Origin of the sequence: Bacillus sp. SN1 (assembly GCF_002796895.1) — a bacterium.
Taxonomy (GTDB): Bacteria; Bacillota; Bacilli; order Bacillales; family Bacillaceae; genus Bacillus; species Bacillus inaquosorum.
In genome coordinates, this window is record NZ_PHIE01000005.1 from 258,835 (window position 1) to 281,402 (window position 22,568).

General features: G+C 47.0%; 21 protein-coding genes and 1 pseudogene. 16 read left to right on the forward strand and 6 right to left on the reverse strand.

The annotated features are described in order from the left end of the window. Window positions 1-69 precede the first annotated feature (69 nt). From CVV77_RS17655 to CVV77_RS17715, 13 genes and pseudogenes are all read left to right on the forward strand, one after another. Window positions 70-354 carry a YfzA family protein gene (locus CVV77_RS17655; protein ID WP_015252550.1) on the forward strand — a complete coding sequence of 95 codons (285 nt, stop codon included), beginning with the start codon at window positions 70-72 and terminating at the stop codon, window positions 352-354. Window positions 355-1,111: 757 nt separating this feature from the next. Beyond that, on the forward strand, window positions 1,112-2,095 hold the full coding sequence (locus CVV77_RS17660; RefSeq protein ID WP_100276069.1) for a tRNA dihydrouridine synthase: 984 nt from the start codon (window positions 1,112-1,114) through the stop codon (window positions 2,093-2,095). A 146-nt stretch (window positions 2,096-2,241) separates the two neighbouring features. Continuing rightward, a complete protein-coding gene (locus tag CVV77_RS17665; RefSeq protein ID WP_088111319.1) occupies window positions 2,242-3,426 on the forward strand; it encodes a M20 metallopeptidase family protein in 1,185 nt (394 codons plus the stop codon). A gap of 21 nt (window positions 3,427-3,447) precedes the next feature. Next, window positions 3,448-4,980 carry an AbgT family transporter gene (locus CVV77_RS17670; RefSeq protein ID WP_100276070.1) on the forward strand — a complete coding sequence of 511 codons (1,533 nt, stop codon included), beginning with the start codon at window positions 3,448-3,450 and terminating at the stop codon, window positions 4,978-4,980. 21 nt (window positions 4,981-5,001) lie between these two features. Then, window positions 5,002-6,258: an amidohydrolase gene (locus tag CVV77_RS17675; RefSeq protein ID WP_100276071.1), complete on the forward strand. Its 1,257-nt coding sequence runs from the start codon at window positions 5,002-5,004 to the stop codon at window positions 6,256-6,258. A gap of 93 nt (window positions 6,259-6,351) precedes the next feature. Continuing rightward, on the forward strand, window positions 6,352-6,804 hold the full coding sequence (locus CVV77_RS17680; RefSeq protein ID WP_100276072.1) for a DUF6884 domain-containing protein: 453 nt from the start codon (window positions 6,352-6,354) through the stop codon (window positions 6,802-6,804). Between the two features lie 29 nt (window positions 6,805-6,833). Beyond that, window positions 6,834-7,504 (forward strand): annotated as a pseudogene (locus CVV77_RS17685) (YfjL-like protein). 236 nt (window positions 7,505-7,740) lie between these two features. Continuing rightward, the gene (gene acoA / locus CVV77_RS17690) at window positions 7,741-8,742 is read left to right on the forward strand and encodes an acetoin:2,6-dichlorophenolindophenol oxidoreductase subunit alpha (RefSeq protein WP_100276073.1); all 1,002 of its coding nucleotides are present in this window, start codon (window positions 7,741-7,743) and stop codon (window positions 8,740-8,742) included. Between the two features lies 1 nt (window position 8,743). Further along, window positions 8,744-9,772: an acetoin:2,6-dichlorophenolindophenol oxidoreductase subunit beta gene (acoB, locus tag CVV77_RS17695; RefSeq protein WP_100276074.1), complete on the forward strand. Its 1,029-nt coding sequence runs from the start codon at window positions 8,744-8,746 to the stop codon at window positions 9,770-9,772. A 13-nt stretch (window positions 9,773-9,785) separates the two neighbouring features. Next, window positions 9,786-10,982 (forward strand): acetoin dehydrogenase complex dihydrolipoyllysine-residue acetyltransferase, encoded by a 1,197-nt coding sequence (gene acoC / locus CVV77_RS17700; protein WP_100276075.1) that lies wholly within the window; start codon window positions 9,786-9,788, stop codon window positions 10,980-10,982. Window positions 10,983-11,002: 20 nt separating this feature from the next. Further along, window positions 11,003-12,379 carry an acetoin dehydrogenase complex dihydrolipoyl dehydrogenase gene (gene acoL / locus CVV77_RS17705; protein WP_100276076.1) on the forward strand — a complete coding sequence of 459 codons (1,377 nt, stop codon included), beginning with the start codon at window positions 11,003-11,005 and terminating at the stop codon, window positions 12,377-12,379. A gap of 114 nt (window positions 12,380-12,493) precedes the next feature. Then, window positions 12,494-14,311: an acetoin dehydrogenase operon transcriptional activator AcoR gene (acoR, locus tag CVV77_RS17710; RefSeq protein WP_100276077.1), complete on the forward strand. Its 1,818-nt coding sequence runs from the start codon at window positions 12,494-12,496 to the stop codon at window positions 14,309-14,311. 52 nt (window positions 14,312-14,363) lie between these two features. Next, window positions 14,364-14,543, forward strand: coding sequence for a small acid-soluble spore protein H (locus CVV77_RS17715; protein ID WP_003239795.1), 180 nt, complete (start codon window positions 14,364-14,366; stop codon window positions 14,541-14,543). A gap of 36 nt (window positions 14,544-14,579) precedes the next feature. On the opposite strand, the gene CVV77_RS17720 is transcribed toward CVV77_RS17715, so the two are convergent. The 6 genes from CVV77_RS17720 to CVV77_RS17745 are packed head-to-tail and all read right to left on the reverse strand — an operon-like array spanning window position 14,580 to window position 18,427. Further along, a complete protein-coding gene (locus tag CVV77_RS17720; RefSeq protein WP_084990644.1) occupies window positions 14,580-14,909 on the reverse strand; it encodes a YnfA family protein in 330 nt (109 codons plus the stop codon). Between the two features lie 49 nt (window positions 14,910-14,958). Further along, the gene (locus tag CVV77_RS17725) at window positions 14,959-15,501 is read right to left on the reverse strand and encodes a YfjD family protein (RefSeq protein WP_258460051.1); all 543 of its coding nucleotides are present in this window, start codon (window positions 15,499-15,501) and stop codon (window positions 14,959-14,961) included. 10 nt (window positions 15,502-15,511) lie between these two features. Next, window positions 15,512-16,069, reverse strand: a complete 558-nt coding sequence (locus tag CVV77_RS17730; RefSeq protein ID WP_100276078.1) for a YfjD family protein — start codon at window positions 16,067-16,069, stop codon at window positions 15,512-15,514. Further along, window positions 16,066-16,872: a hypothetical protein gene (locus tag CVV77_RS17735; RefSeq protein WP_100276079.1), complete on the reverse strand. Its 807-nt coding sequence runs from the start codon at window positions 16,870-16,872 to the stop codon at window positions 16,066-16,068. The genes CVV77_RS17730 and CVV77_RS17735 overlap by 4 nt, the downstream gene beginning before the upstream one ends. A gap of 11 nt (window positions 16,873-16,883) precedes the next feature. Then, window positions 16,884-18,107: a hypothetical protein gene (locus CVV77_RS17740; protein WP_100276080.1), complete on the reverse strand. Its 1,224-nt coding sequence runs from the start codon at window positions 18,105-18,107 to the stop codon at window positions 16,884-16,886. A gap of 5 nt (window positions 18,108-18,112) precedes the next feature. Further along, a complete protein-coding gene (locus tag CVV77_RS17745) occupies window positions 18,113-18,427 on the reverse strand; it encodes a WXG100 family type VII secretion target (RefSeq protein WP_003239785.1) in 315 nt (104 codons plus the stop codon). Between the two features lie 334 nt (window positions 18,428-18,761). On the opposite strand from CVV77_RS17745, the gene glvA reads away from it, so the two are divergent. The 3 genes from glvA to malP all read left to right on the forward strand — a co-directional run bounded on the left by glvA (window position 18,762) and on the right by malP (window position 22,538). Continuing rightward, window positions 18,762-20,111 carry a maltose-6'-phosphate glucosidase gene (gene glvA / locus CVV77_RS17750; RefSeq protein WP_100276081.1) on the forward strand — a complete coding sequence of 450 codons (1,350 nt, stop codon included), beginning with the start codon at window positions 18,762-18,764 and terminating at the stop codon, window positions 20,109-20,111. Between the two features lie 64 nt (window positions 20,112-20,175). Next, window positions 20,176-20,940 (forward strand): MurR/RpiR family transcriptional regulator GlvR, encoded by a 765-nt coding sequence (gene glvR / locus CVV77_RS17755; protein ID WP_019257802.1) that lies wholly within the window; start codon window positions 20,176-20,178, stop codon window positions 20,938-20,940. Between the two features lie 14 nt (window positions 20,941-20,954). Further along, complete coding sequence (gene malP / locus CVV77_RS17760) at window positions 20,955-22,538, forward strand: PTS maltose transporter subunit IIBC (protein ID WP_088111307.1); 1,584 nt, start codon at window positions 20,955-20,957, stop codon at window positions 22,536-22,538. The last annotated feature ends 30 nt before the right edge of the window (window positions 22,539-22,568 follow it).

The following is a 22,568-nucleotide window of genomic DNA, read 5'->3' on the forward strand; positions in this document are numbered from 1 at the left end:
TCATGCTTCATAATAATTTAGATTGACACTTGGCTAAAAAGTATTGCAGAGAAGGAAATGGATAACTAAATGGATAAAGTATATAAAAAACGACCGTTATATAAAAGAAGTTGGTTTCAAACATTTTTGGCATTTTTAGTTTCTCAGCTTTATTTTAATTTTGTAGAATTAACGGGATGGGGTCCTAAGTATAGAGAAATGAATGGATTCCCAGCAAACATAGTTGAACTAGATTTCTTTCAAACATATCTTTCATTCTATGATAATCCATGGTTTAATATTATTACTGTTTTCTTGGGAGTTTTCACTATTATACAAATAATTACAGGGGTAACAAAGGATATTCGAAATTAAAGCAATAACTTCTGATGCCTTATTTAATGATGAAAGAAAATGAACACTTTCTTAATTAATCTTATGAGTGAAGACTGCGACACTAAGTCAGCAGTCTATTTTATTGGTTCTGGATCAGGATTATCGAATTATAACTCTATACAAATATATAGTAGGTTGCCGCTTGCTGCGTTGGTTATTTTCTAAATCATGAACAAATCCCAAATGGTTCAGATTAAAGTTCTTGCATTTTTTTAGTAGGAGTTTATTTTCTCATCTCATCCTCTTTACTCCATGTGATTCATAAGTGGTAGCAGTAGCTTAAGTAGAGGTTTTTTCATTCTCTTGAGTACTCAGTTATACCACCCCCAACTCAATTTGCTTAATCAAAGTTTATCTCTTGAAATTAGTTTTTCCGCAAATATGATATTGAGATGCGGATATGGTGTAGCGTTAAATATCTTATCTTCAATAACAGGACAATTATTTTGCGTTGGTAATATGGAGAACTCATATGATATTCTATTTAGGTTGGAATCCTTTTTATCCAAAAAGTTCAAAAGTAAGGCCACTAAGAAAGACGAAGGTCAGAGCCAGTGTTAACCACAATATAAAAAATAGGGTAGATAATCATCCCACGTGAAATGTTCAAAATTTACTATAGATTGATAAGAAATGCTTTCGCATGCGATAAGTGTAAAAAGAAAGCATGGTCAGTTTTTTAATATTGAGATACAGGTATAGCCGTATCCCCTAATGAAAGGAATTGATTTTTGTTATGACAGAAAATTTCTGGCGTGAACTACCACGGCCATTTTTTGTACTGGCACCAATGGAAGATGTGACAGATGTTGTTTTCCGGCATGTAGTAAGTGAAGCAGGCAGACCGGATGTGTTTTTTACAGAGTTCACAAACTCAGAGAGCTATTGCCACCCGGATGGGAAGGATAGCGTACGCGGCCGTTTAACTTTTACAGAGGATGAACAGCCAATGGTAGCCCATATATGGGGAGATAAGCCTGAAAACTTTCGTAAAATGAGTATTGGCATGGCAGAGTTAGGATTTAAAGGACTAGATATCAATATGGGCTGTCCTGTGCCTAATGTGACACAGAACGGTAAGGGAAGCGGTCTTATCCGCCGGCCGGAAGTTGCAGCAGAGTTAATACAAGCAGCAAAAGCAGGGGGATTGCCCGTAAGCGTAAAAACAAGACTTGGTTTCACGGATGTAGACGAATGGCGCGAGTGGCTGACACACATTTTGAAACAGGATATTGCCAATCTTTCTATTCATCTGCGTACAAGAGCAGAAATGAGCAAAGTAGATGCGCATTGGGAGCTCATCCCAGAGATTAAGAAACTTCGTGACGAGGTGGCACCAGATACATTGTTAACAATAAACGGGGATATTCCTGACCGTCAAACTGGCTTGAAACTTGCTGAACAATACGGTGTTGATGGAATTATGATTGGGCGTGGTATTTTTACAAATCCATTTGCCTTTGAAAAGGAGCCGAAAGAGCATAGCAGCAAGGAATTGCTTGATCTCTTAAGGCTGCATCTGGATCTTCATGATAAATATTCAGCATTAGAAGCCCGTCCGTACAAGCCTCTTCCTCGTTTTTTCAAAATTTATCTCCGCGGGTTCCGAGGGGCAAGTGAATTAAGAAATCAATGCATGAACACAAAGTCGACAGATGAAGTACGTGCATTGCTCGACGACTTTGAGAGAAAGTATCTTGATGGGGTGGAAGAGCAGTAGAAGAGGAAATCTGTCAGATTTCCTCTTCTTTTTTTGATCCATGTCACCTTTAATAAGTCAGATTGTCTGACATTCCGATTGAACCAGCGCCATATAATCAATAAAGTAAATGCAAGAGTTTCTAAAAACGATTGGGGGCTGGAAGCATGATGGATGAATATGCCGCTACGTACAAGAATGTGATTGAATGGAGGAGACATCTCCATCAATACCCAGAGCTGTCCTTTCAAGAAGAAAAAACAGCTCAATTTGTATATGATACGCTTTCTACTTTTGGCAACCTTGACATCAGACGTCCGACAAGGACAAGCGTGGTCGCCCGGCTGATCGGTTCCCGGACCGGTAAACGCATTGGGCTGCGCGCTGATATGGATGCCCTGCCGATTCAGGAGGAGCATGAGAGCGATTTTTCTTCCCGGCATTCGGGAGTGATGCATGCCTGCGGCCATGATGGGCATACCGCTATGCTGCTTGGGGCGGCTGAGATATTATCTCAGAGAAAGGACGAAATCAGGGGCGAAGTCTATTTCATTTTTCAGCATGCTGAGGAGGTTCATCCCGGCGGAGCGCAGGAAATGGTGCAGGCCGGTGTTACCGATCATCTTGATATGTGCTTAGCCATCCATCTGTTTTCTGCAATGCCATTGGGAAAAATCGGTCTGGCATCAGGTGCTGTCACTGCGAATTCTGACCGTTTTGATATCACGATTCAAGGAAAAGGCGGACACGCCTCCCAGCCCGAACAGTGCGTCGATCCGCTCGTGATCGCCTCTCAGCTGATTTCTCATTTGCAAACCATATCCTCGAGACATACAGATCCAGCAGAAAGGCTGGTGCTCTCCGTCACGATGTGCAGCGCAGGATCAGCCTACAATGTCATCCCAGATACCGTAACGCTGGGCGGGACATTGCGAACGTTTAAGGAAGAAATCCGGGAACAGGCGAAACTGCGGATGGAGCAGATCATAAAAGGTGTAACCGAAGCCCACGGCGCCTCATATGAATTTGATTTTCGCCATGGATACAAATCTGTTGTAAACGATCGGGATATCACCGAGCTTGTGAAACAAGCAGCAGTAAGTCTTTGGGGAGAGGAACAGGTATTTCCGTTAGAACCGATGATGGGCGGTGAGGATTTCTCCGCATTTTCTGAACGAGTGCCGAGCTGTTACATCGCTTTGGGAGCGGGAGGCGAGGAGATGATCTATCCTCATCACCATCCTAAATTCACATTTGACGAAAACGCATTACCAGCAGGTGTTAAATTATTTGTAAATTCAGTCTTTTTTATTCTCAATTCCCATCATACGTTTTCTGTAAAGGCATACTAAAACCGATTATAGGAGGGCGCTATGGCTAAACATCTGCCGGAAATGACTGCTGATTCTTTACAAAAGATTGAGCATAAAGGAATATTAAAGTGGATCGAAAAGGCTGGAAACAAGCTGCCTGATCCTTTTATGCTGTTTATCTACTTATCTATGATCATCATCGCCATGTCTGTTTTGCTGGCTGGAAACGCAGTAACACATCCGGCGGACGGCAAAGCAATAGCAGTCAAAAGTTTGCTTAGCACCGAGGGCATTCACTGGATGCTGACGGAAGCGGTAAACAACTTTGTTCAATTTCCGCCGCTCGGCCTTGTGCTTACAATGGTGCTCGGCATCGGGCTGGCGGAACGGGTCGGTTTAATTGAAGCTGTGTTGCAGAAGATGATGGCCCACATTCCGAAAGCGATCATCAGCTATTCCGTTGTATTTGTCGGGATTTTAGGGAATTTGGCTTCCGATGCGGCATGGGTGATTATTCCGCCGGTAGGCGCGCTGATTTTCATGGCAGCCGGCCGTCATCCGCTCGCCGGATTTGCGGCCGCTTCAGCAGGGGTAGGATCAGGTTTTACGGCCAACCTGATGATTGCCGGGACAGATGCGCTGCTTTCCGGCATCACCACAAAGGTCGCCCAAACGATCGACAAAAATGCTCACGTGTCCGCTGTTGATAACTGGTTTTTCATGGCCGCTTCCGTATTTGTTTTAGCCTTTATCGGAGCATGGGTGACAGACAAAATCGTTGAACCCCGGCTTGGCAGTTACCGCGGCGAATATCAGCCGGAAATGGCGGCTTTAACGAAAAAAGAGATTAAAGCGCTGAAGGGGGCAGGGGCTGCGGCTCTCTTATACGCGGGCATCATTGCGATATTAGTCGTACCGGAGGGAGCGCTCCTGCGAGATCCTGAAAACGGCTCAATTCTTTCCTCACCTTTTCTGAAAGGCATTATCCCAATCATTTTACTGTTTTTTGTTACTGTATCGGTTGTCTACGGCATCATGGCCGGACGTATTAAGGATCAGACAGATGTTCCGAAGCTGATGGGTGATTCCGTTAAAGGTATGTCAGGTTTTATTGTGCTCGTATTTGTCATTTCTCAGTTTATCGCTTTTTTCACATGGAGCAATATGGGGATTTTTATGGCGGTAAAAGGCGCTGACTTTCTGCAATCTATTCATCTAACGGGATTCCCTGTATTAATCGGATTTTCGTTTCTGACGTGTATCGTCAGTCTGTTTATTACGAGCGGTTCCGCGTTATGGGCGCTGCTGGCACCCGTGTTTATTCCGATGCTGATGCTGCTGGATTTCCATCCCGCTTTTATTCAAATCGCCTATCGGATAGCGGACTCCGCCACCAACACCATCACGCCGATGAATCCTTATTTGCCGATGCTGCTGGCGTACTATAAGCGCTACAAAACAGATGCGGGGTTTGGAACCGTGATTTCAACAATGATTCCGTACACGGTTCTATTCTTCTTGGCGTGGCTGCTCATGATGTTTATTTGGTACGTATTTGGCTGGCCAATCGGGCCGGGCGTCTATGCAAAGTAAAAACAACAAAGGGTGGGAGATATGGATATTATTCAAGTGAGACGAGATTTTCACCGGCATCCAGAAGTGGGCTTCACGGAATTTCGTACAGCCGGAAAGGTTGTGGAAACCCTGCTGGCCCTTGAATACGACGTGACATATGGAAAGGATGCAATTGATGGCGATGCCCGCAGAGGCGTCCCTTCTGAAAAAGACCTGCAGCGGGCTTTTGAACGTGCAATAGAAAATGGAGCGCATCCCGATATCATTGCGCCAATGGAAGGCGGATACACCGCAGTCATCGGCACGCTGGAGGGAAATGCACCGGGACCGGTCGTCGCGCTTCGCTTTGATATGGATGCACTTCCGATTACAGAAAGCGCAGAGGCGGACCATGTCCCGTTCGCCAAGGGCTTCCGGTCTGAATTTGAAGGAAATATGCACGCCTGTGCCCATGATGGCCACACCGCCATTGGGTTAGGTGTGGCAAAAGCGATGGCACACGGAAACTTTGCGGGCACCTTAAAGCTGGTCTTCCAGCCCGCCGAAGAGGGCGTCCGCGGAGCGTACGCCGTCACCGAGAAAGGCATGCTGGATGATGTCGATTATCTTCTTTGCCACCATCTTGGCACCAATGTGCCGTTGGGAGAAATATACGGCGGAGCGGAAGGGTTTCTGGCCACGACAAAAATGGCTGTCCATTTCCGCGGCGTCTCCTCTCATGCCGGCGCGGCGCCTGAGCTTGGCAAGAATGCATTGCTAGGTGCGGCAACAGCGCTTTTAAACATTCACGCCATTCCGCGTTTCAGCTCAGGAGATACCCGCATTAATGTCGGTGTGCTTGAAGGCGGAACAGCGGCAAATATCATCCCGCAGCACGCCAAAATGATCATTGAAACGCGGTCTGATTCAGAAGAGGTCAATTGTGATCTGGAGGAACGCGTACGAAAGATCATTGCCCACAGTGCAGCCATGCATGAGCTTGAATATGACATCGACATCATCGGCGGAGCCATTCCGATCAAATGTGACGAGGAAATGATCAAAACTGTGCTTGAAGCGGCTGCAGAGGTTGACGGTTTTTCTTCTTGCAAAGGCATTCAAACAGGATCAAGAGGGAGCGAAGACGCAAGCTACATGATCAAAAGGGTTCAAGAGCGGGGAGGAAAAGGAACGTATATGATCATCGGCACCGACATCGCCGCCCCGCATCATCATGAAAAGTTCGATATCCAGGAAGACATTCTGCCGCGAGGTGTCCAGCTGCTGGAGCGGGCTGCAATGAAGCTGTTGAAGTAGAGGGGGAACCCTCTCTATTTTTATTGTATGACATGCAGGAATAAGAAAATAATGGTACATTGATATGAGATACATGATAAAGGGGAGAGAAAAATGAAACGACTATGCATCATCCCCTGCGGCAAGAATAAAATATGGGACATCCATCCAGACACAGGGCCGGTAAGGGCGGAAGACGCTTATCTCAGCCCGTTTCATCAGGCGTGCGAGCGTTATGCGAAAACATTTTTCGATGAATGGGTGATTTTGTCTGCGAAGCACGGATTCCTTCGCCCAGATGATATCGTTCCCGAAAATTACGATGTGGCTTTTGGAACCGGTCACCCGGAGATCATGACAGCAGAGGAGCTCCGCCGCCAATTTTGCGAAAAAGGCTTCTCCGACATCGAAGAGCTTGTCATGCTTGGCGGCAAAAAATATCGAAGCGTCCTAAACGCCGTCATCGGCGAGCATCAGCACATCAGCTGGCCTCTGTCATCATACAAAGGCATTGGCTACATGCTTCAAGCGCTGAACCGGGCGGTTGAAGACAAGCATGAACTGTAGCACGTACATTTCAAGAAAAGAGTGTGAACATGAAAAAACTTGTGTTTGGCTTGCTTGTTATTGCGGTATTCGGATGCGGGTTATATATCTATCATGTATGTTTCGGTGATCCATTTACGAAAAATGCCGCAGAGCAGAAGCTTATATCTTATGCGAAACAAACCTATCCCAAAAAAGAAATCAAGATCACGAATGGGATATATAACGCTAAAACCTCGGAATATGTGTTCTAAGCAAACACAATCTCATCGCTACCCAATGTGTACGAAGGGATTTCTCTATCCTAAAGTCACTTGCGATGGAATTTACCGAGTCAGCAGCAAAACGTTTAAATGAAGAAGCATCGAAGGAAATCGAAGCAGATCTGAAAAAAGCGGTTCCGCAAATCATAAAAGCCGCCGCTGCGTTGAGCATCGAAAACGGTCAGTTCACATTAGATACAAAATGGAACAAACAGCTGGCTGAAAAAGCGCCTATGAGCATAACGATTCAATTAGATGCCAGCGGGTTATCAAAAACAGGTGCTTCAAAGATAGCGGAAACGGTCAGAAAAACGCTTAATGAAAAGAGATATACATATTCAAACGGCACGATAGACTGTATGCAGAAGGACGGCGACGGCGGTATCGGTTATGTGAAATATTCAATTGATTTTCTTCCGAAAACGGCTATTCAGCCAAACGATGCAGAGGAGTTATGAAGTTAAAAAGATTTCCGAGGAAATAAATACGTCGATCATTGTCAAAAGACCGGGTGATGCCCGGTCTTTTTTGCATGCCATAAAACGAGACAAACGGATCAAATCGAGACAAAATGAGACACCTGTCTCGAACTGTCTCCAGTGTAAAAACGGAAAGACTGATTTTACGGGCTCCAAAGGCTGGCACACTTCTTGCTTTTATAAACGTGAACCCTAAATAGAAGGAGGCACACAAAATGGAATTGTTAAAACGAGAAGGCTTGTCATTAACTGAGGAGAAAGCGCTGTGGATGTACCAAAAGATGCTGGAAGTCAGGGGCTTTGAAGACAAAGTGCATGAACTGTTCGCACAGGGAGTGCTTCCCGGATTCGTCCATTTGTATGCCGGTGAGGAAGCGGTGGCTGTAGGGGTGTGCGCTCATTTACATGATGGCGACAGCATTACAAGCACGCACAGGGGGCATGGCCATTGTATCGCCAAAGGCTGTGATCTGGACGGCATGATGGCGGAAATTTTCGGGAAAGCAACCGGATTGTGTAAAGGCAAGGGTGGTTCTATGCACATTGCCGATCTCGATAAAGGTATGTTAGGGGCAAATGGAATCGTCGGGGGCGGATTTACGCTCGCATGCGGATCAGCGCTCACCGCTAAATATAAACAGACTAAGAATGTAAGCGTTTGCTTTTTCGGAGACGGAGCAAATAACCAAGGCACCTTCCATGAAGGGCTGAATCTAGCGGCAGTATGGAACCTTCCTGTCGTATTTGTTGCTGAAAACAACGGCTATGGCGAAGCCACCCCATTTGAGTACGCGTCGGCCTGTGATTCAATCGCCGACCGGGCGGCTGCCTATAACATGCCGGGGATTACAGTTGACGGAAAAGATATTTTAGCAGTTTACCAGGCAGCCGAGGAAGCGATAGAACGAGCAAGAAACGGCGGGGGCCCGTCTTTAATTGAATGTATGACTTATCGTAATTACGGCCATTTCGAAGGGGATGCCCAAACCTATAAAACGAAGGATGAAAGAGCTGAGCACCTTGAAGAAAAGGATGCTATTCAAGGCTTTAAAAACTATCTGTTAAAAGAAACTGATGCAAATAAACTGTCAGACATTGAACAGCGTGTCAGCAAATCGATTGAAAAAGCCGTCTCGTTCAGTGAAGACAGTCCGTATCCGAAAGAGTCAGAGCTGCTGACAGATGTCTACGTGTCATATGAAAAAGGGGGAATGTGAGATGGCGAGAGTCATAAGCATGTCAGACGCGATCAATGAAGCGATGAAGCTTGCGATGAGAAGAGACGAAAATGTGCTTTTGATCGGTGAAGATGTCGCCGGGGGAGCGGCGGTCGATCATTTGCAGGATGATGAAGCATGGGGCGGCGTATTAGGGGTCACAAAGGGGCTTGTACAGGAATTCGGCCGCACAAGAGTGCTGGACACACCGATTTCTGAGGCGGGCTATATGGGGGCGGCCATGGCTGCGGCATCAACCGGGCTAAGGCCGATTGCGGAGCTGATGTTTAATGATTTTATCGGCACGTGCTTTGACCAGGTGATCAACCAAGGGGCGAAATTCCGCTATATGTTCGGCGGAAAAGCGCAAGTGCCGATTACCGTCCGCACTACCTACGGAGCAGGATTCCGGGCCGCTGCCCAGCATTCACAGGCGCTGTATGGCCTTTTCACCAGCATCCCGGGATTGAAGACGGTCGTTCCGTCCAATCCATATGACGCCAAAGGCCTGCTGCTTGCAGCAATAGAAGACAATGACCCGGTGTTCTTTTTTGAAGACAAAACGTCCTACAACATGAAGGGCGAGGTGCCGGAAGATTATTATACAATCCCGCTCGGAAAGGCGGACATCAAACGCGAAGGCGGCGATATTACGCTGTTTGCAGTCGGCAAGCAGGTCAATACCGCGCTTGAAGCGGCGGCGAAGCTCTCAGAAAAAGGCATCGAAGCCGAGGTGCTTGATCCCCGCAGTCTGTCTCCTCTGGATGAGGAAGCGATTTTCACATCGTTGGAAAAAACAAACCGGCTGATCATCATTGATGAAGCCAATCCGCGATGCAGCATTGCCACGGATATAGCTGCGATTGTTGCCGACAAGGGCTTCGATTTGCTTGATGCGCCGATTAAACGAATTACAGCGCCGCATACACCAGTGCCGTTTTCGCCAGTGCTTGAAGATCAATATTTGCCGACACCAGATCAAATTGTCAGCGTCACGCTTGAATTGCTTGGCGAGCCGGCAATGAATTAAAGGGGGGACACAAATGGCGGTAAAAGTAGTGATGCCAAAATTGGGAATGGCCATGAAACAAGGGGAAGTATCGATATGGAATAAAAAAGTAGGTGACCCGGTTGAAAAGGGAGAAAGCATTGCCAGCATTCAATCGGAGAAAATTGAAATGGAAATCGAGGCGCCTGAAAAAGGAACGCTGATCGATATCAAAGTGAAAGAGGGAGAAGAGGTTCCGCCCGGCACAGCGATCTGCTACATCGGGGACGCCAATGAATCGGTGCAGGAAGAGGCGAAAGAGCCTGCTTCGGAAGATAGCGCGCCGCTAGCCGTCCAGCCCGTCAAACAAGAAAACAAACCCGCAGCCGCCAAAAAAGAACGAACTAAGATATCTCCAGTCGCCAGAAAAATAGCGGAAAAAGCGGGATTAGACCTGAAACAGCTGAAAGGCACAGGACCAGGCGGGCGAATCGTGAAGGACGACGTGACAAAGGCGCTTGCTGAACAGAAAAAAGATCAGGCTAAGCCGGTTTCTGAGCAAAAAGCGCAGGAAACCCCAGTGACAGGCATGAGAAAAGTCATCGCGGCCCGAATGCAGGAAAGCCTGGCAAACAGCGCGCAGCTGACGATTACGATGAAGGCTGATATCACCAAGCTGACAGCCCTTCAAAAACAGCTTTCGCCAACTGCGGAAGAACGGTACGGCACAAAGCTGACGATGACTCATTTTGTCTCAAGAGCCGCCGTTCTCGCCCTGCAAGCTCATCCTGTGCTAAACAGCTTTTATAAAAATGAACGCATCATCACACATCCTCATGTGCACCTCGGAATGGCTGTGGCCTTGGAAAATGGATTAGTTGTGCCTGTGATTCGCCATGCTGAAAAGCAGTCGCTGATCGAACTGGCTCAATCCATCTCAGAACATGCCAAAAAAGCACGCGAGGGACGGGTGGGAAGCGAAGAACTGCAAGGCTCAACCTTCTCCATTACAAATCTTGGCGCTTTTGGAGTCGAGCATTTCACGCCAATATTAAATCCGCCGGAAACAGGGATTCTCGGCATCGGAGCAAGCTATGACACGCCGGTGTATCAAGGGGAGGAGATTGTCAGAAGCACGATCCTGCCGCTCAGCCTGACATTTGATCACAGAGCATGTGACGGCGCCCCTGCCGCTGCCTTTCTGAAGGCGATAAAAACATATTTGGAAGAACCGGCAGCATTAATTTTATAGGAAAAGCAGGTGAAAACGACATGACACAAGCCATTATCGGCGGCGGACCTGCAGGCTATGCGGCTGCGGTCTCCGCGGCACAGCAGGGCAGAAACGTTCTGCTGATTGACAAAGGCCAGCTTGGGGGAACCTGCCTGAACGAAGGCTGCATCCCGACGAAGTCTTTGTTAGAAAGCGCAAACGTTCTTGATAAAATCAAGCATGCCGCCAGCTTTGGAATTGAACTTCCGGCAGGTGCGATATCGGTCGATTGGAGTAAAATGCAAAACCGAAAACAACAGGTTGTCAGACAGCTTGTCCAGGGCGTTCAGTATTTAATGAAGAAAAATCAAATACAGGTTGTGAAGGGGACGGCCTCCTTTCTTTCTGACAGAAAGCTCTTGATCGAAGGAGAGAACGGAAAAGAAATCAGAGAAGCAGATCAAGTATTGATTGCTTCCGGATCAGAGCCGATCGAGCTGCCATTCGCCCCGTTTGACGGCGAATGGATCATCGACAGCAAGGACGCGCTTTCCCTTTCTGAGATTCCATCTTCGCTTGTCATTATCGGCGGCGGTGTCATCGGCTGTGAGTATGCCGGGCTGTTTGCCAGATTGGGATCGAGGGTGACCATCATTGAAACAGCCAGCCAGCTGATCCCGGCTGAAGATGAAGATATTGCCCGGCTCTTTCAAGAGAAGCTTGAGGAAGACGGTGTTGAAGTGCACACCTCATCCCGATTAGAGCGGGTGGATCAAACGGCCAAAACGGCAATATGGAAAAGTGGGCAGCGGGAGTTTAAAACCAAGGCTGATCATGTGCTAGTGGCGGTCGGCAGAAAACCCCGTCTTGACGGATTACAGCTGGAGCAGGCCGGAGTTGATTTTTCTCCAAAAGGCATTTCGGTAAACGGGCATATGCAGACGAACGTGCCTCATATTTATGCGTGCGGAGACGCAATCGGAGGCATTCAGCTGGCGCATGCAGCTTTCCACGAGGGCATCATCGCTGCTTCTCATGCTTCTGGAAGGGATGTCAAAATCAATGAGAAGCATGTGCCCCGCTGCATCTATACATCACCGGAAATCGCGTGCATCGGGATGACAGAACAACAGGCAAGAAGCGTATACGGGGATGTGAAGATTGGCGAATTTCCTTTTTCCGCAAACGGCAAGGCGCTCATTAAACAGCAAGCAGAAGGAAAGGTCAAAATCGTGGCAGAACCGGAATTCGGCGAAATCGTCGGTGTCTCGATGATTGGTCCTGATGTGACCGAGCTCATCGGCCAGGCGGCTGCGATCATGAATGGTGAGATGACCGCTGATATGGCGGAGCATTTTATCGCCGCCCACCCGACACTGTCGGAAACATTGCACGAGGCGCTGTTAAGCACGATTGGGCTTGCAGTGCATGCGTAATACGGGAAAAAGCAGGCGCAGGGATACAAGGCGCCTGCTTTTTTATTGTTGAAAGCGCTTTATTTTTCCCCTACAATAGATGAAAACGGCGTGTAAGGGAGGAGCGATCAAGGAATGAATTCGATCCCAAACGATTTGCAAACCTGGAAACGTTTTGTGAAAGACGGTGTGCTTGACGAAGCCCGATTAAGAAAACGGATCGCCGAGTCATGGCATCGCTGCAAAAAAGCTGAGGTCAATCCTTATTTAGAAAAAGGCCCGAAGGTTTTACAGCAAACCGAGCTGGATCAGCAGTCAAAAAAGCATTCATTCTTCTTGACGACCGCACAGCCTTACCTCGAAAAATTGCTGCCTGCCATACAAGAAATGGAAATGATGGCGCTGTTAATTGATTCAGACGGCGTTGTTCTGGCATTAGACGGCCATCCTCGCGCGCTTTATGAAGCCAAACGCATCAACTTTGTTGAAGGCGCATGCTGGACGGAAACGGCTGTCGGAACAAATGCGATTGGCACGGCGCTTCACATTAGCGAGCCGGTTGCGATACAAGGATCAGAACATTACTCTATCGCTTCCCATCAATGGAACTGTTCAGCCGCTCCGATTCATCATGAGGATGGCAGTCTTGCGGGTGTGATTGATATATCGTGTCCGGCAGCAGGCGCGCATCCTCATATGCTCGGTATTGCTACGGCGATTGCCTATGCCGCGGAACGGGAACTGGCAGCTAAAAGCCGTGAGAAAGAGCTGGAGCTGATCAGCCGTTTTGCGGATAGAGCCGCATCCCGTGTGCCGATGGTGCTCTGCAATACCAAACAGCATATCATCAGCGCGAGTGAAGCGATTCGAACCTCAATGCCGGATTGGCAGGACCGGCATCTGTATGAATTGAAGGAACGGGGCTTTTCAATCGAGAAAGCCGTCACCATGGGGGATGGCGGCACTTGTTTTTATCTCTCGGAACAAAAGAAAAAGACGGCGTTTCGATTCAATGGAGTCATCGGGCAAAGCGGCCGATCGCAAGCTATGCTGAAGAGCCTTGAACGAGCGGCAGCGGCGGATGCAACGGTCTGTCTGTCGGGCGAAACTGGTACGGGGAAGGAAGTCGCGGCCCGCGCACTTCATGAGAACAGCGAGCGGCGGCACGGCCCGTTTGTTGCTGTCAATTGCGGAGCGATCCCGTCTGATTTGATTGAAAGCGAGCTGTTCGGCTATGCGGAGGGCGCTTTTACGGGAGCGAAACGAAACGGCTACAAAGGCGCCTTTCAAAAGGCGAATCAAGGCACCTTATTTTTAGATGAGATCGGAGAAATTTCCCACTCGATGCAGGTTGCGCTTTTACGGGTGCTTCAGGAACGCAAGATTACGCCGGTCGGCGGAACGAAAGAAATTCCGGTTGATATCAGAGTCATTGCCGCCACACATTGTGATTTGCGCGAGCTTGCCGAAAGCGGGAAAATCAGAGAGGACTTGTTTTACCGTCTTCATGTCTATCCGATTGAGCTTCCTCCTTTACGCGACCGCCCTGAAGATATTCCGGATCTTTTCAAGTACTACAAACAGAAGAATCATTGGCCTGGCGAACTTCCCCCTGCTTTTTTGGATATGCTGAAGCAATGGAGGTGGCCGGGGAATATTCGCGAGCTGTTTAATGTGTTTGAACGTCTTTCCATCAGATTTCCGGACGGCCGGCTGAGGGATGAGCCGCTTACCGATTTACTGGAAGCAGCAGGACTGCCGATCATCCCGGCGGAAAAAAAGCCGGCTGCTGCCGGGGCGCTGACCCTTCGTGAGCAAATCCAAAAAGATATCATCATCAAAGCGCTTGAATCCGCAAAAGGAAACGTCTCTCAAGCCGCCAAAATCAGTGGGATCCCCCGGAGCACTTTCTACAAACGGCTGAAAAAATTCAACTTGTCCGCTGAATCATAAAGCATACTTCTTTCAAGAAATGGAAACGTTATGTATGAAGGAGGGTGTTAGAATGAATAGTCAAAGGGCGAAAGAAATTGTAGAATCTCCCGACATGAAGAAAGTAACATATAACGGCGTTCCTATTTACATTCAGCACGTGAATGAAGAAAACGGAACAGCGAGAATCTATCCGTTGGACGAACCTGAGCAGGAGCATGAAGTACAGCTGACCAACTTAAAAGAGGATTAAACAAAAATGGCCCGCTTCATAAGCGGGCCATTTTTGTTATCCGCGCGGAGCAAATAAAATGACACAGACGCCGATAAGACAAATGAATGCACCGATCCAGTCATACAGATCAGGTGTTTTCCGGTCGACAAGCCATCCCCATAGAACCGCAAGCACAATGAATACCCCGCCATAAGCGGCGTATACACGGCCGAAGGAAGGGAAGGACTGAAACGTCGGAAGAATGCCGTAGACAATCAGGATCAGCGCTCCGGCGATGCCATAGCCGACTGGCTTAGCCTCTCTCAGCCACAGCCAAACTAAATACCCGCCGCCAATTTCGGCAAGCCCCGCCGCGAGAAATAAAAGAAGGGTAATCAGCATCACGCGCACTCCTCAACTTGCTTTTCTCTTTCATTATAAAGGAGGAGTGCTGTTAAAGCTTTGGATGATTCTCAAATTCCTTTAAATACGCGCTGCGCTGAATCTCTGTAAATTGGCTGATCCAGTTGCTTTTCGCCTCTTCATTTAGATGGGGGAGGATATAGCGTTCAACCGCTTCAAAAAACAACGGATTCGCGATAATGTTCCAGGTAGGGATGCGAACGACTTTGCCGTTTGTTTTCTCGATGATAATATCCTCAAAAAAGATCCCTTTCAAACTGTAATGATGCCGTCCCATATAAATCCGTTTTACCTCAGAAAACAGCACGCTGCGCTTTCTCGAGAAGATCTCGCCATCAGGCCCAGTCTTTACGCTGAAAATGACATTTCCCCGGCTTGTGAACGCCGGAAAAGCCATAAAAAATGTGATTAATCCATAAACAATCGCCATTAATCCTCCGCCCAAATAAAGCAGGGCATACTTAGATTCAAATGTGAGAGCTTCAGACACCAGCCACACTCCTGCAATAAAAGCGCCCCCTGTGGCGAGGAACAGCCAAGCCCTTAGAAACATCATGCTTTTTACTTCAATCAATGTGCTGCTCCTAAAGCTTTGGATGATTCTCAAATTCCTTTAAATACGCGCTGCGCTGAATCTCCGTAAACTGGCCGATCCAATTGCTTTTCGCCTCTTCATTCAGATGGGGAAGGATATAGCGTTCAACCGCTTCAAAAAACAACGGATTCGGAATGATGTTCCAAGTGGGAATGCGAATGGTCTTCTGATCAACGGTTTGAATCATTATATCTTCCTGGAAAATCCCTTTTAGACTAAATTTATGGCGGCCCATCTCAATTTTCTTGATATCGGTAAACGTAACAGACACTTTGTCAGTGAACAGTTCTCCATCTTTTCCTGTCTTGATGCGGAAGATGGTATTTCCCCGCGGGGTAAATGCCGGAAAGAAGATGATAAATAAATATAAACAAAACAAGGTGAACAGAAAGCCAGTAGGAATGGCCAAGAGGTAATATTTCGTTTGAAACGTAATACCCATATAAAAGAGCCACAAACATGCTAATCCCATACCGGCAGATCCGACAAAAGCCCATATTCTCAGGGACATTCTGCTTTTGACTTCAACGATTTCTTGGTTTTTCAATGCTTTTCTCCTTTTGTTAATTCAGATTCTAATTCATTTTTTGAAATGATTTGATTTACAACATCCTTATGAGCAGGGAGGATAGAAAATTCATTCTGAGTGATGCCTGTGACAAGCCAAGTATGGCGGGCTCCCGGCAGGACAAATGCCATGTCAGCCACTTCAGGAGTGTTATCTTTGTCATACGCCAGACGCATCAGTGTATCCATTTTCCCTTTCCGCAGAGCCAGATCATTTACAAATCGGGTAACGTCCTCTTGATGGTCATGTTTATCAAGGAACTCTTTTAGATATGAAGGGTTGTCTGAAACGCCCTCCAAGAGCTTTTCAAATTCATTTGATGTCAATGTCACAATGGATTCTCTTTTATCCTCTGTATCTATTATATGTAAAAACTCATCTGTCTTAGCAAGTAATCCTTCACTTGATTCCATTTTTGTAATGCGATGGACTTGTTCATCAAAAAGGAGTTCGTGAGAGTAGGTGCCGAATTTTGATACATGGCAGGACACATTCTGTTCGGCGCCTTGCCCGTTAAATTTAGAAAGCTTCACTGTATAGTCAGCGTCGTTTAATACATGGATAAACGGACAGTACTCGTCCTTTAACCGATATTGATGATTCCGATATTCCGCTGCATCCTTGGCTAAGAGTGAGCGGCACGCAGCTTCAAACAAAGCGCCGAGCTGTTCATCTTCTATTTCCGGAAAATAGGCTTGCTTTAAGGCCATTCCCTGTTCAAAAAATCCTTCGCTGTAAAAACAAAATAAGAGTTCCTCTATGCTGATTGTAAACTGCTTCATTGATTATTCTCCTATCCAAATGAAAGTTTCCCTTTAAGGAAATGGGTTGCGCCGTGTATAAGCGAGTCCGCTGTTTTCTTTGCTTTTTCCATTCCTTTTTTCGCGCTGTCTATCCCTTTATGTATCGTTTTATTCGCCGCATCTATGCCGTCATTCACTGATTTGACGACTTTGCCGGCTGATTCCAGCCCTTTCTTGGCTGTATCAACGACAGCATGGATCGGTTCTTTTAGCTTTAAGGCTGCTTTTTCGGCAAAACCGGCTGTATATTTGGCGATTTGTTCTCCGACGACTCCGCCAACGTATGAACCGGCTGCCCCAAGAAGGACAGTACCCACAGGTCCTGCAAAGCTTCCGATTGCACCGCCGATGACAGCACCAGCTGTCGCACCGCCGGCAACAAAAATCGTATTATTCACAGCATTCCCGACGGCCTTGGCGTTTTCACGCTTGAGAACTTCGGGTTTGTCTTGGTATTTCGCGTAATTTTCAGCAATTTTCAAGCCCGCTCCGAACGTTTCGGTCGCACCGGTGATCAGTGTGGCGGTAATGGCATTTCCTTTTGCGAATTTCAAGCCTGTCTTTCCGACATCCTTCAAAGTTGAGCGTACGCCGGCTTCATTAAGAAATCCTCTTGTGTAGCTTCTGACGCTGTTTGAAAAATCGACCGTATCCTGAGGGAAGTACTTTGTAAACTTTTTATGTACCAAATCTGAAAATGGCCGGTTTGTCTTTTTAAACAAATATTTAGGATTCATAAGCACTCTAGCCGCTTTTTGATAACGTGAGCTGTCAACGGCTCTGGAAATATCCAATAGAAGTTTTGAGTGCCGGGCGGTATGCAAACCGCTTGGCTGTTTCACAAATTTCGTAAGCCCTAATCCGTAGTATTTTCCTTGTGTCAGCATAAGGGCGGTTAAGCTTGTCATCGTTCCGTATTTGTCGTAAGCATTATAGAGCTTTCGCAGAATATCATCTTGTTCAACAAATTTGTCGCCCGTTTTTCTGATAAAAATCTCATTGTCACTCAGCTTGGTGGCGAGCGCTTTTCCTGAGCTCCACGCATCGCCGACTCCGGAAAAACAGCTGCTGTAGCGGGGATCGCATTGTAAAATCATCTGCCCCAGCTCCAAATGCAGGTCCTTATATTTGCTTTCCATATCGGTTAATTCAGTGACTACATCATTTGCCAGCTGTTCGAGTTTATCCGGATCAACTGCAATGTTTCCTGACACACCATTCACCCCCTGAGTTTATGTCTTTCCTCTCTTGCTTTACGTTCCAGTTCTTCCATTCTGGCAATTTCAGCTTTTCGTTCTTCTATTTTGACGGCCGCTGCCTTTAGTTCCTGGCTTGTTTCAAGCAGCTCCTGTTCGAATTGATCGTAGGCGGCTTTCGTTTCCTCGAAATCCTGGTCGAACGAATCTCTTGCTTTTCCCTGCCAAGCATCCCCTAATGCAGATAACCGGGATTCAAGCAGCATTTTGGAGCTTCTGACCTCTTCTGCGGCCGCACTGTACTTGTTTGCCAGCTCAATGACTTTATATGAGTCCAACTTTTGTCCCCTGCCTTTTCTAAATTCACGCACAAATGGATGTTTTATATAAATGATTATAAATAATTCGGCATGTATCCGAATCGTACAAAAGAACCTTTTCATAAGAAATGGAAGGGCGTATATTCACTTGAATTTCACAGTAGGTGAGACTTTAAGATTACAAAAAAGGTAAAAAAATCAAATCTCCTAGACGTAAGGTAAATGAGAAATTTCCCGCTTTGTGGGAAAAAACACTAAAATTGATCAAATGATCTAAGTGCGCCAAATGTGTTACGGGACGGGCCTTTACATGGTATAAATGAAATGTAAACGTTATCAAGGAGGTCGTCATATGAAGAAAAAATCATTCTCAATCGTAATAGCGGGCGGAGGGAGCACTTTCACTCCAGGGATCGTACTGATGCTCTTGGACCATTTGGAGGAGTTTCCGATCAGAAAGCTGAAGCTGTATGATAATGATAAGGAGAGACAGGATCGCATAGCAGGCGCCTGTGACGTTTTTATCAGAGAAAAAGCGCCGGAAATTGAATTTACAGCGACGACTGACCCGGAAGAAGCTTTTACAGATGTCGACTTTGTCATGGCGCACATCAGAGTAGGGAAATACGCGATGCGTGCGCTGGATGAGCAAATTCCGCTGAAGTACGGAGTTGTCGGCCAGGAGACATGCGGGCCGGGCGGCATCGCATACGGCATGCGTTCGATCGGCGGCGTGCTTGAAATATTAGATTACATGGAAACATATTCGCCTGATGCGTGGATGCTCAATTACTCCAACCCGGCGGCAATTGTAGCCGAAGCAACAAGACGCCTCAGACCGAATTCGAAAATTCTGAACATCTGTGATATGCCGGTTGGAATCGAAGACCGGATGGCGCAAATTCTCGGCCTGTCCTCAAGAAAAGAAATGAAGGTCCGCTATTACGGATTAAATCATTTCGGCTGGTGGACATCGATTCAGGATCAAGAGGGCAATGATTTAATGCCGAAGCTGAAGGAGCATGTATCTCAATACGGGTACATTCCGAAGACGGAGGCTGAAGCTGTCGAGGCGAGCTGGAATGACACGTTCGCAAAAGCGCGTGACGTGCAGGCAGCAGATCCTGACACACTGCCGAATACGTATTTGCAATATTACTTGTTCCCGGATGATATGGTAAAAAAATCAAATCCGAATCATACGCGGGCAAACGAAGTGATGGAAGGGCGCGAAGCCTTTATTTTCAGCCAATGTGACATGATCACACGCGAGCAGTCCTCGGAAAACAGCGAAATCAAAATCGATGATCACGCATCATATATTGTTGATCTAGCCCGGGCGATTGCCTACAACACAGGTGAAAGAATGCTCTTGATCGTTGAAAATAACGGAGCGATTGCGAACTTTGACCCGACTGCGATGGTCGAGGTGCCGTGTATTGTCGGCTCAAATGGGCCTGAACCGATCACCGTCGGCACCATTCCGCAATTCCAAAAAGGGCTGATGGAGCAGCAGGTATCCGTTGAGAAACTGACTGTTGAAGCGTGGTCGGAGAAATCGTTCCAAAAGCTGTGGCAGGCGCTGATCCTGTCAAAAACTGTGCCAAACGCGCGTGTGGCAAGGCTGATTCTCGAGGATTTAATTGAGGCCAACAAAGACTTCTGGCCTGAGCTTGATCAAAGCCCAACCCGTATTTCGTAACTGAAATTCCCCCATTTTCGAATCTGTTATTGTATATAATAGAAAGAAAATGGGGGGATCTGATATGCAGCTCGAAGAACTGATTAATCAGCACTACAGCAAATTAAATGACAACGATTTTCATATTTTAAAATATATATTGAATCACAAGCACACGTGCTACACCCTTGGAATCGATGCGTTGGCCAAAGCTTGCAGCGTATCGCGTTCCTCGATTTTGCGGCTTGCCCAAAAGCTCGGTTTCAGCGGCTACAGTGAATTTCGCGTTTTTTTAAAGTGGGAAGATCAGCCGGAAGAAGGCGAGAGTATGAGTTTTCAAAAGCTGCTTGATGATATTGAATCAAATCTGAAGTTCTTAAGGACAAAGGACATGACGGATATGTGCCAGCTGATTGATGAAGCCGACCGCATTTTCGTGTACGGATCAGGAAATGCGCAAAAGATATGCGCCCGTGATCTGCAAAGAATGTTTATTCCGCGCCATCGGTATCTCATTTTGATTGAAGACAGAAATGAATTTAATCTGATGCGCGATGATTTTAAAGTAAACGATCTGTTTATCATCATTTCTCTTTCCGGAGAAACACCGGAGCTGATTCCTCAGGCAAGAATGCTTTCTGCAAAGGGTATTCCCTTTATTTCCATTACGAATTTAAAAAACAATGTCCTCGCCCAGCTGACTCCGCATAATCTTTATGCGACAAGCAAACCTGTGACATTAAGCGATAAAACGGAAATTGTCGCTTTTGCACCGTTCTTTCTCGTTGGCGAAGCATTGTTCCGCGCATATGTTGATTACAAAGAGGCAGAAAAAAATGACATTGAGTAGCAGGGGGTTCTGGTATGATGCAAAAAATCCAGCGCTTTGGAAGCGCGATGTTTGTACCTGTTCTATTATTCGCGTTCGCTGGCATTATCGTCGGTGTCAGTACGCTTTTTAAAAATAAAACCATCATGGGCCCGCTTGCCGATCCTGATGGGTTTTGGTATCAGTGCTGGTATATCATTGAGCAGGGCGGCTGGACGGTATTTAATCAAATGCCGCTCTTATTCGCCATCGGCATCCCGGTTGCTTTGGCGAAGAAAGCTCAGGCGCGCGCTTGTTTGGAAGCGCTTACGGTTTACTTGACGTTCAATTACTTTGTCAGCTCGATCTTGACGGTATGGGGAGGGGCATTTGGCGTCGACATGAACCAAGAGGTCGGCGGAACGAGCGGGTTAACGATGATCGCAGGCATCAAAACGCTCGATACCAACATTATCGGAGCCATCTTTATTTCTTCGATTGTCGTCTTTTTGCATAATCGTTATTTTGATAAAAAACTGCCCGATTTTCTCGGCATCTTTCAAGGCTCAACGTATATCGTGATGATTTCCTTCTTCATTATGATCCCGATCGCCTTGGCCGTATCTTATATTTGGCCGATGGTTCAAGCGGGAATCGGATCGCTTCAAAGCTTCCTGGTTGCTTCCGGGGCGGTGGGCGTTTGGATTTACACGTTTTTGGAACGGATTTTGATTCCGACCGGCCTTCATCACTTTATTTACACGCCGTTTATTTACGGGCCTGCTGTAGCGGAAGGCGGAATCGTCACGTATTGGGCACAGCATCTCGGCGAATATTCGCAAAGCGCCAAACCGCTGAAGGAGCTCTTCCCGCAAGGCGGATTCGCGCTCCACGGCAACTCGAAAATCTTCGGCATTCCGGGCATCGCCCTGGCGTTTTATGTCACAGCCAAAAAGGAAAAGAAAAAACTTGTCGCAGGGCTGCTGATTCCTGTCACGCTGACGGCGATTGTCGCCGGTATTACAGAGCCGATTGAGTTCACTTTCTTATTCATTTCTCCTTTCTTATTTGCGGTTCACGCCGTACTGGCTGCAACGATGTCGACAGCCATGTATATGGCCGGTGTCGTCGGAAACATGGGTGGCGGGCTGATCGAAGCGGTGACCTTGAACTGGATTCCGCTCTTTGGCAGCCACGGTATGACGTATGTGTATCAAATTTTGATCGGGCTTTCTTTTACAGCTATTTATTTTTTCGTCTTCCGATTTTTAATTCTCAAATTCAATATCGCCACACCTGGACGGGAAAAGGATGATCAGCAGGAAACAAAGCTGTATTCGAAAAAGGAATACAGAGAAAGAAAAAACAAGGATGAAACGGCCTCCGCTGTTGAAACGGCAGATGACACCGCTTTTCTGTATATTGAAGCGCTGGGCGGAAAAGACAACATCACTGAAGTGACAAACTGCGCCACCCGCCTCAGAGTCAGCGTCAAGGATGAAACAAAGGTTGAGCCCGACAGCGTGTTCCGAGCGCTTGGCTCACACGGCGTCGTCAGAAACGGGAAGGCGTTTCAGGTGATTATCGGATTGAGCGTTCCGCAGATGCGGGAGCGTGTGGAAAAAATATTGAATCAATAATGCAGCCCTCCTTTTCGGGAGGGTTTTCGT

Excerpts from the sequence above, each read along its gene's own strand:
- CVV77_RS17655 (WP_015252550.1), top strand. The coding sequence starts at position 70 with ATGGATAAAGTATATAAAAAACGACCGTTATATAAAAGAAGTTGGTTT.
- CVV77_RS17660 (WP_100276069.1), top strand. The coding sequence starts at position 1,112 with ATGACAGAAAATTTCTGGCGTGAACTACCACGGCCATTTTTTGTACTG.
- CVV77_RS17665 (WP_088111319.1), top strand. The coding sequence starts at position 2,242 with ATGATGGATGAATATGCCGCTACGTACAAGAATGTGATTGAATGGAGG.
- CVV77_RS17670 (WP_100276070.1), top strand. The coding sequence starts at position 3,448 with ATGGCTAAACATCTGCCGGAAATGACTGCTGATTCTTTACAAAAGATT.
- CVV77_RS17675 (WP_100276071.1), top strand. The coding sequence starts at position 5,002 with ATGGATATTATTCAAGTGAGACGAGATTTTCACCGGCATCCAGAAGTG.
- CVV77_RS17680 (WP_100276072.1), top strand. The coding sequence starts at position 6,352 with ATGAAACGACTATGCATCATCCCCTGCGGCAAGAATAAAATATGGGAC.
- acoA (WP_100276073.1), top strand. The coding sequence starts at position 7,741 with ATGGAATTGTTAAAACGAGAAGGCTTGTCATTAACTGAGGAGAAAGCG.
- acoB (WP_100276074.1), top strand. The coding sequence starts at position 8,744 with ATGGCGAGAGTCATAAGCATGTCAGACGCGATCAATGAAGCGATGAAG.
- acoC (WP_100276075.1), top strand. The coding sequence starts at position 9,786 with ATGGCGGTAAAAGTAGTGATGCCAAAATTGGGAATGGCCATGAAACAA.
- acoL (WP_100276076.1), top strand. The coding sequence starts at position 11,003 with ATGACACAAGCCATTATCGGCGGCGGACCTGCAGGCTATGCGGCTGCG.
- acoR (WP_100276077.1), top strand. The coding sequence starts at position 12,494 with ATGAATTCGATCCCAAACGATTTGCAAACCTGGAAACGTTTTGTGAAA.
- CVV77_RS17715 (WP_003239795.1), top strand. The coding sequence starts at position 14,364 with ATGAATAGTCAAAGGGCGAAAGAAATTGTAGAATCTCCCGACATGAAG.
- CVV77_RS17735 (WP_100276079.1), bottom strand. The coding sequence starts at position 16,872 with ATGAAGCAGTTTACAATCAGCATAGAGGAACTCTTATTTTGTTTTTAC.
- glvA (WP_100276081.1), top strand. The coding sequence starts at position 18,762 with ATGAAGAAAAAATCATTCTCAATCGTAATAGCGGGCGGAGGGAGCACT.
- glvR (WP_019257802.1), top strand. The coding sequence starts at position 20,176 with ATGCAGCTCGAAGAACTGATTAATCAGCACTACAGCAAATTAAATGAC.
- malP (WP_088111307.1), top strand. The coding sequence starts at position 20,955 with ATGATGCAAAAAATCCAGCGCTTTGGAAGCGCGATGTTTGTACCTGTT.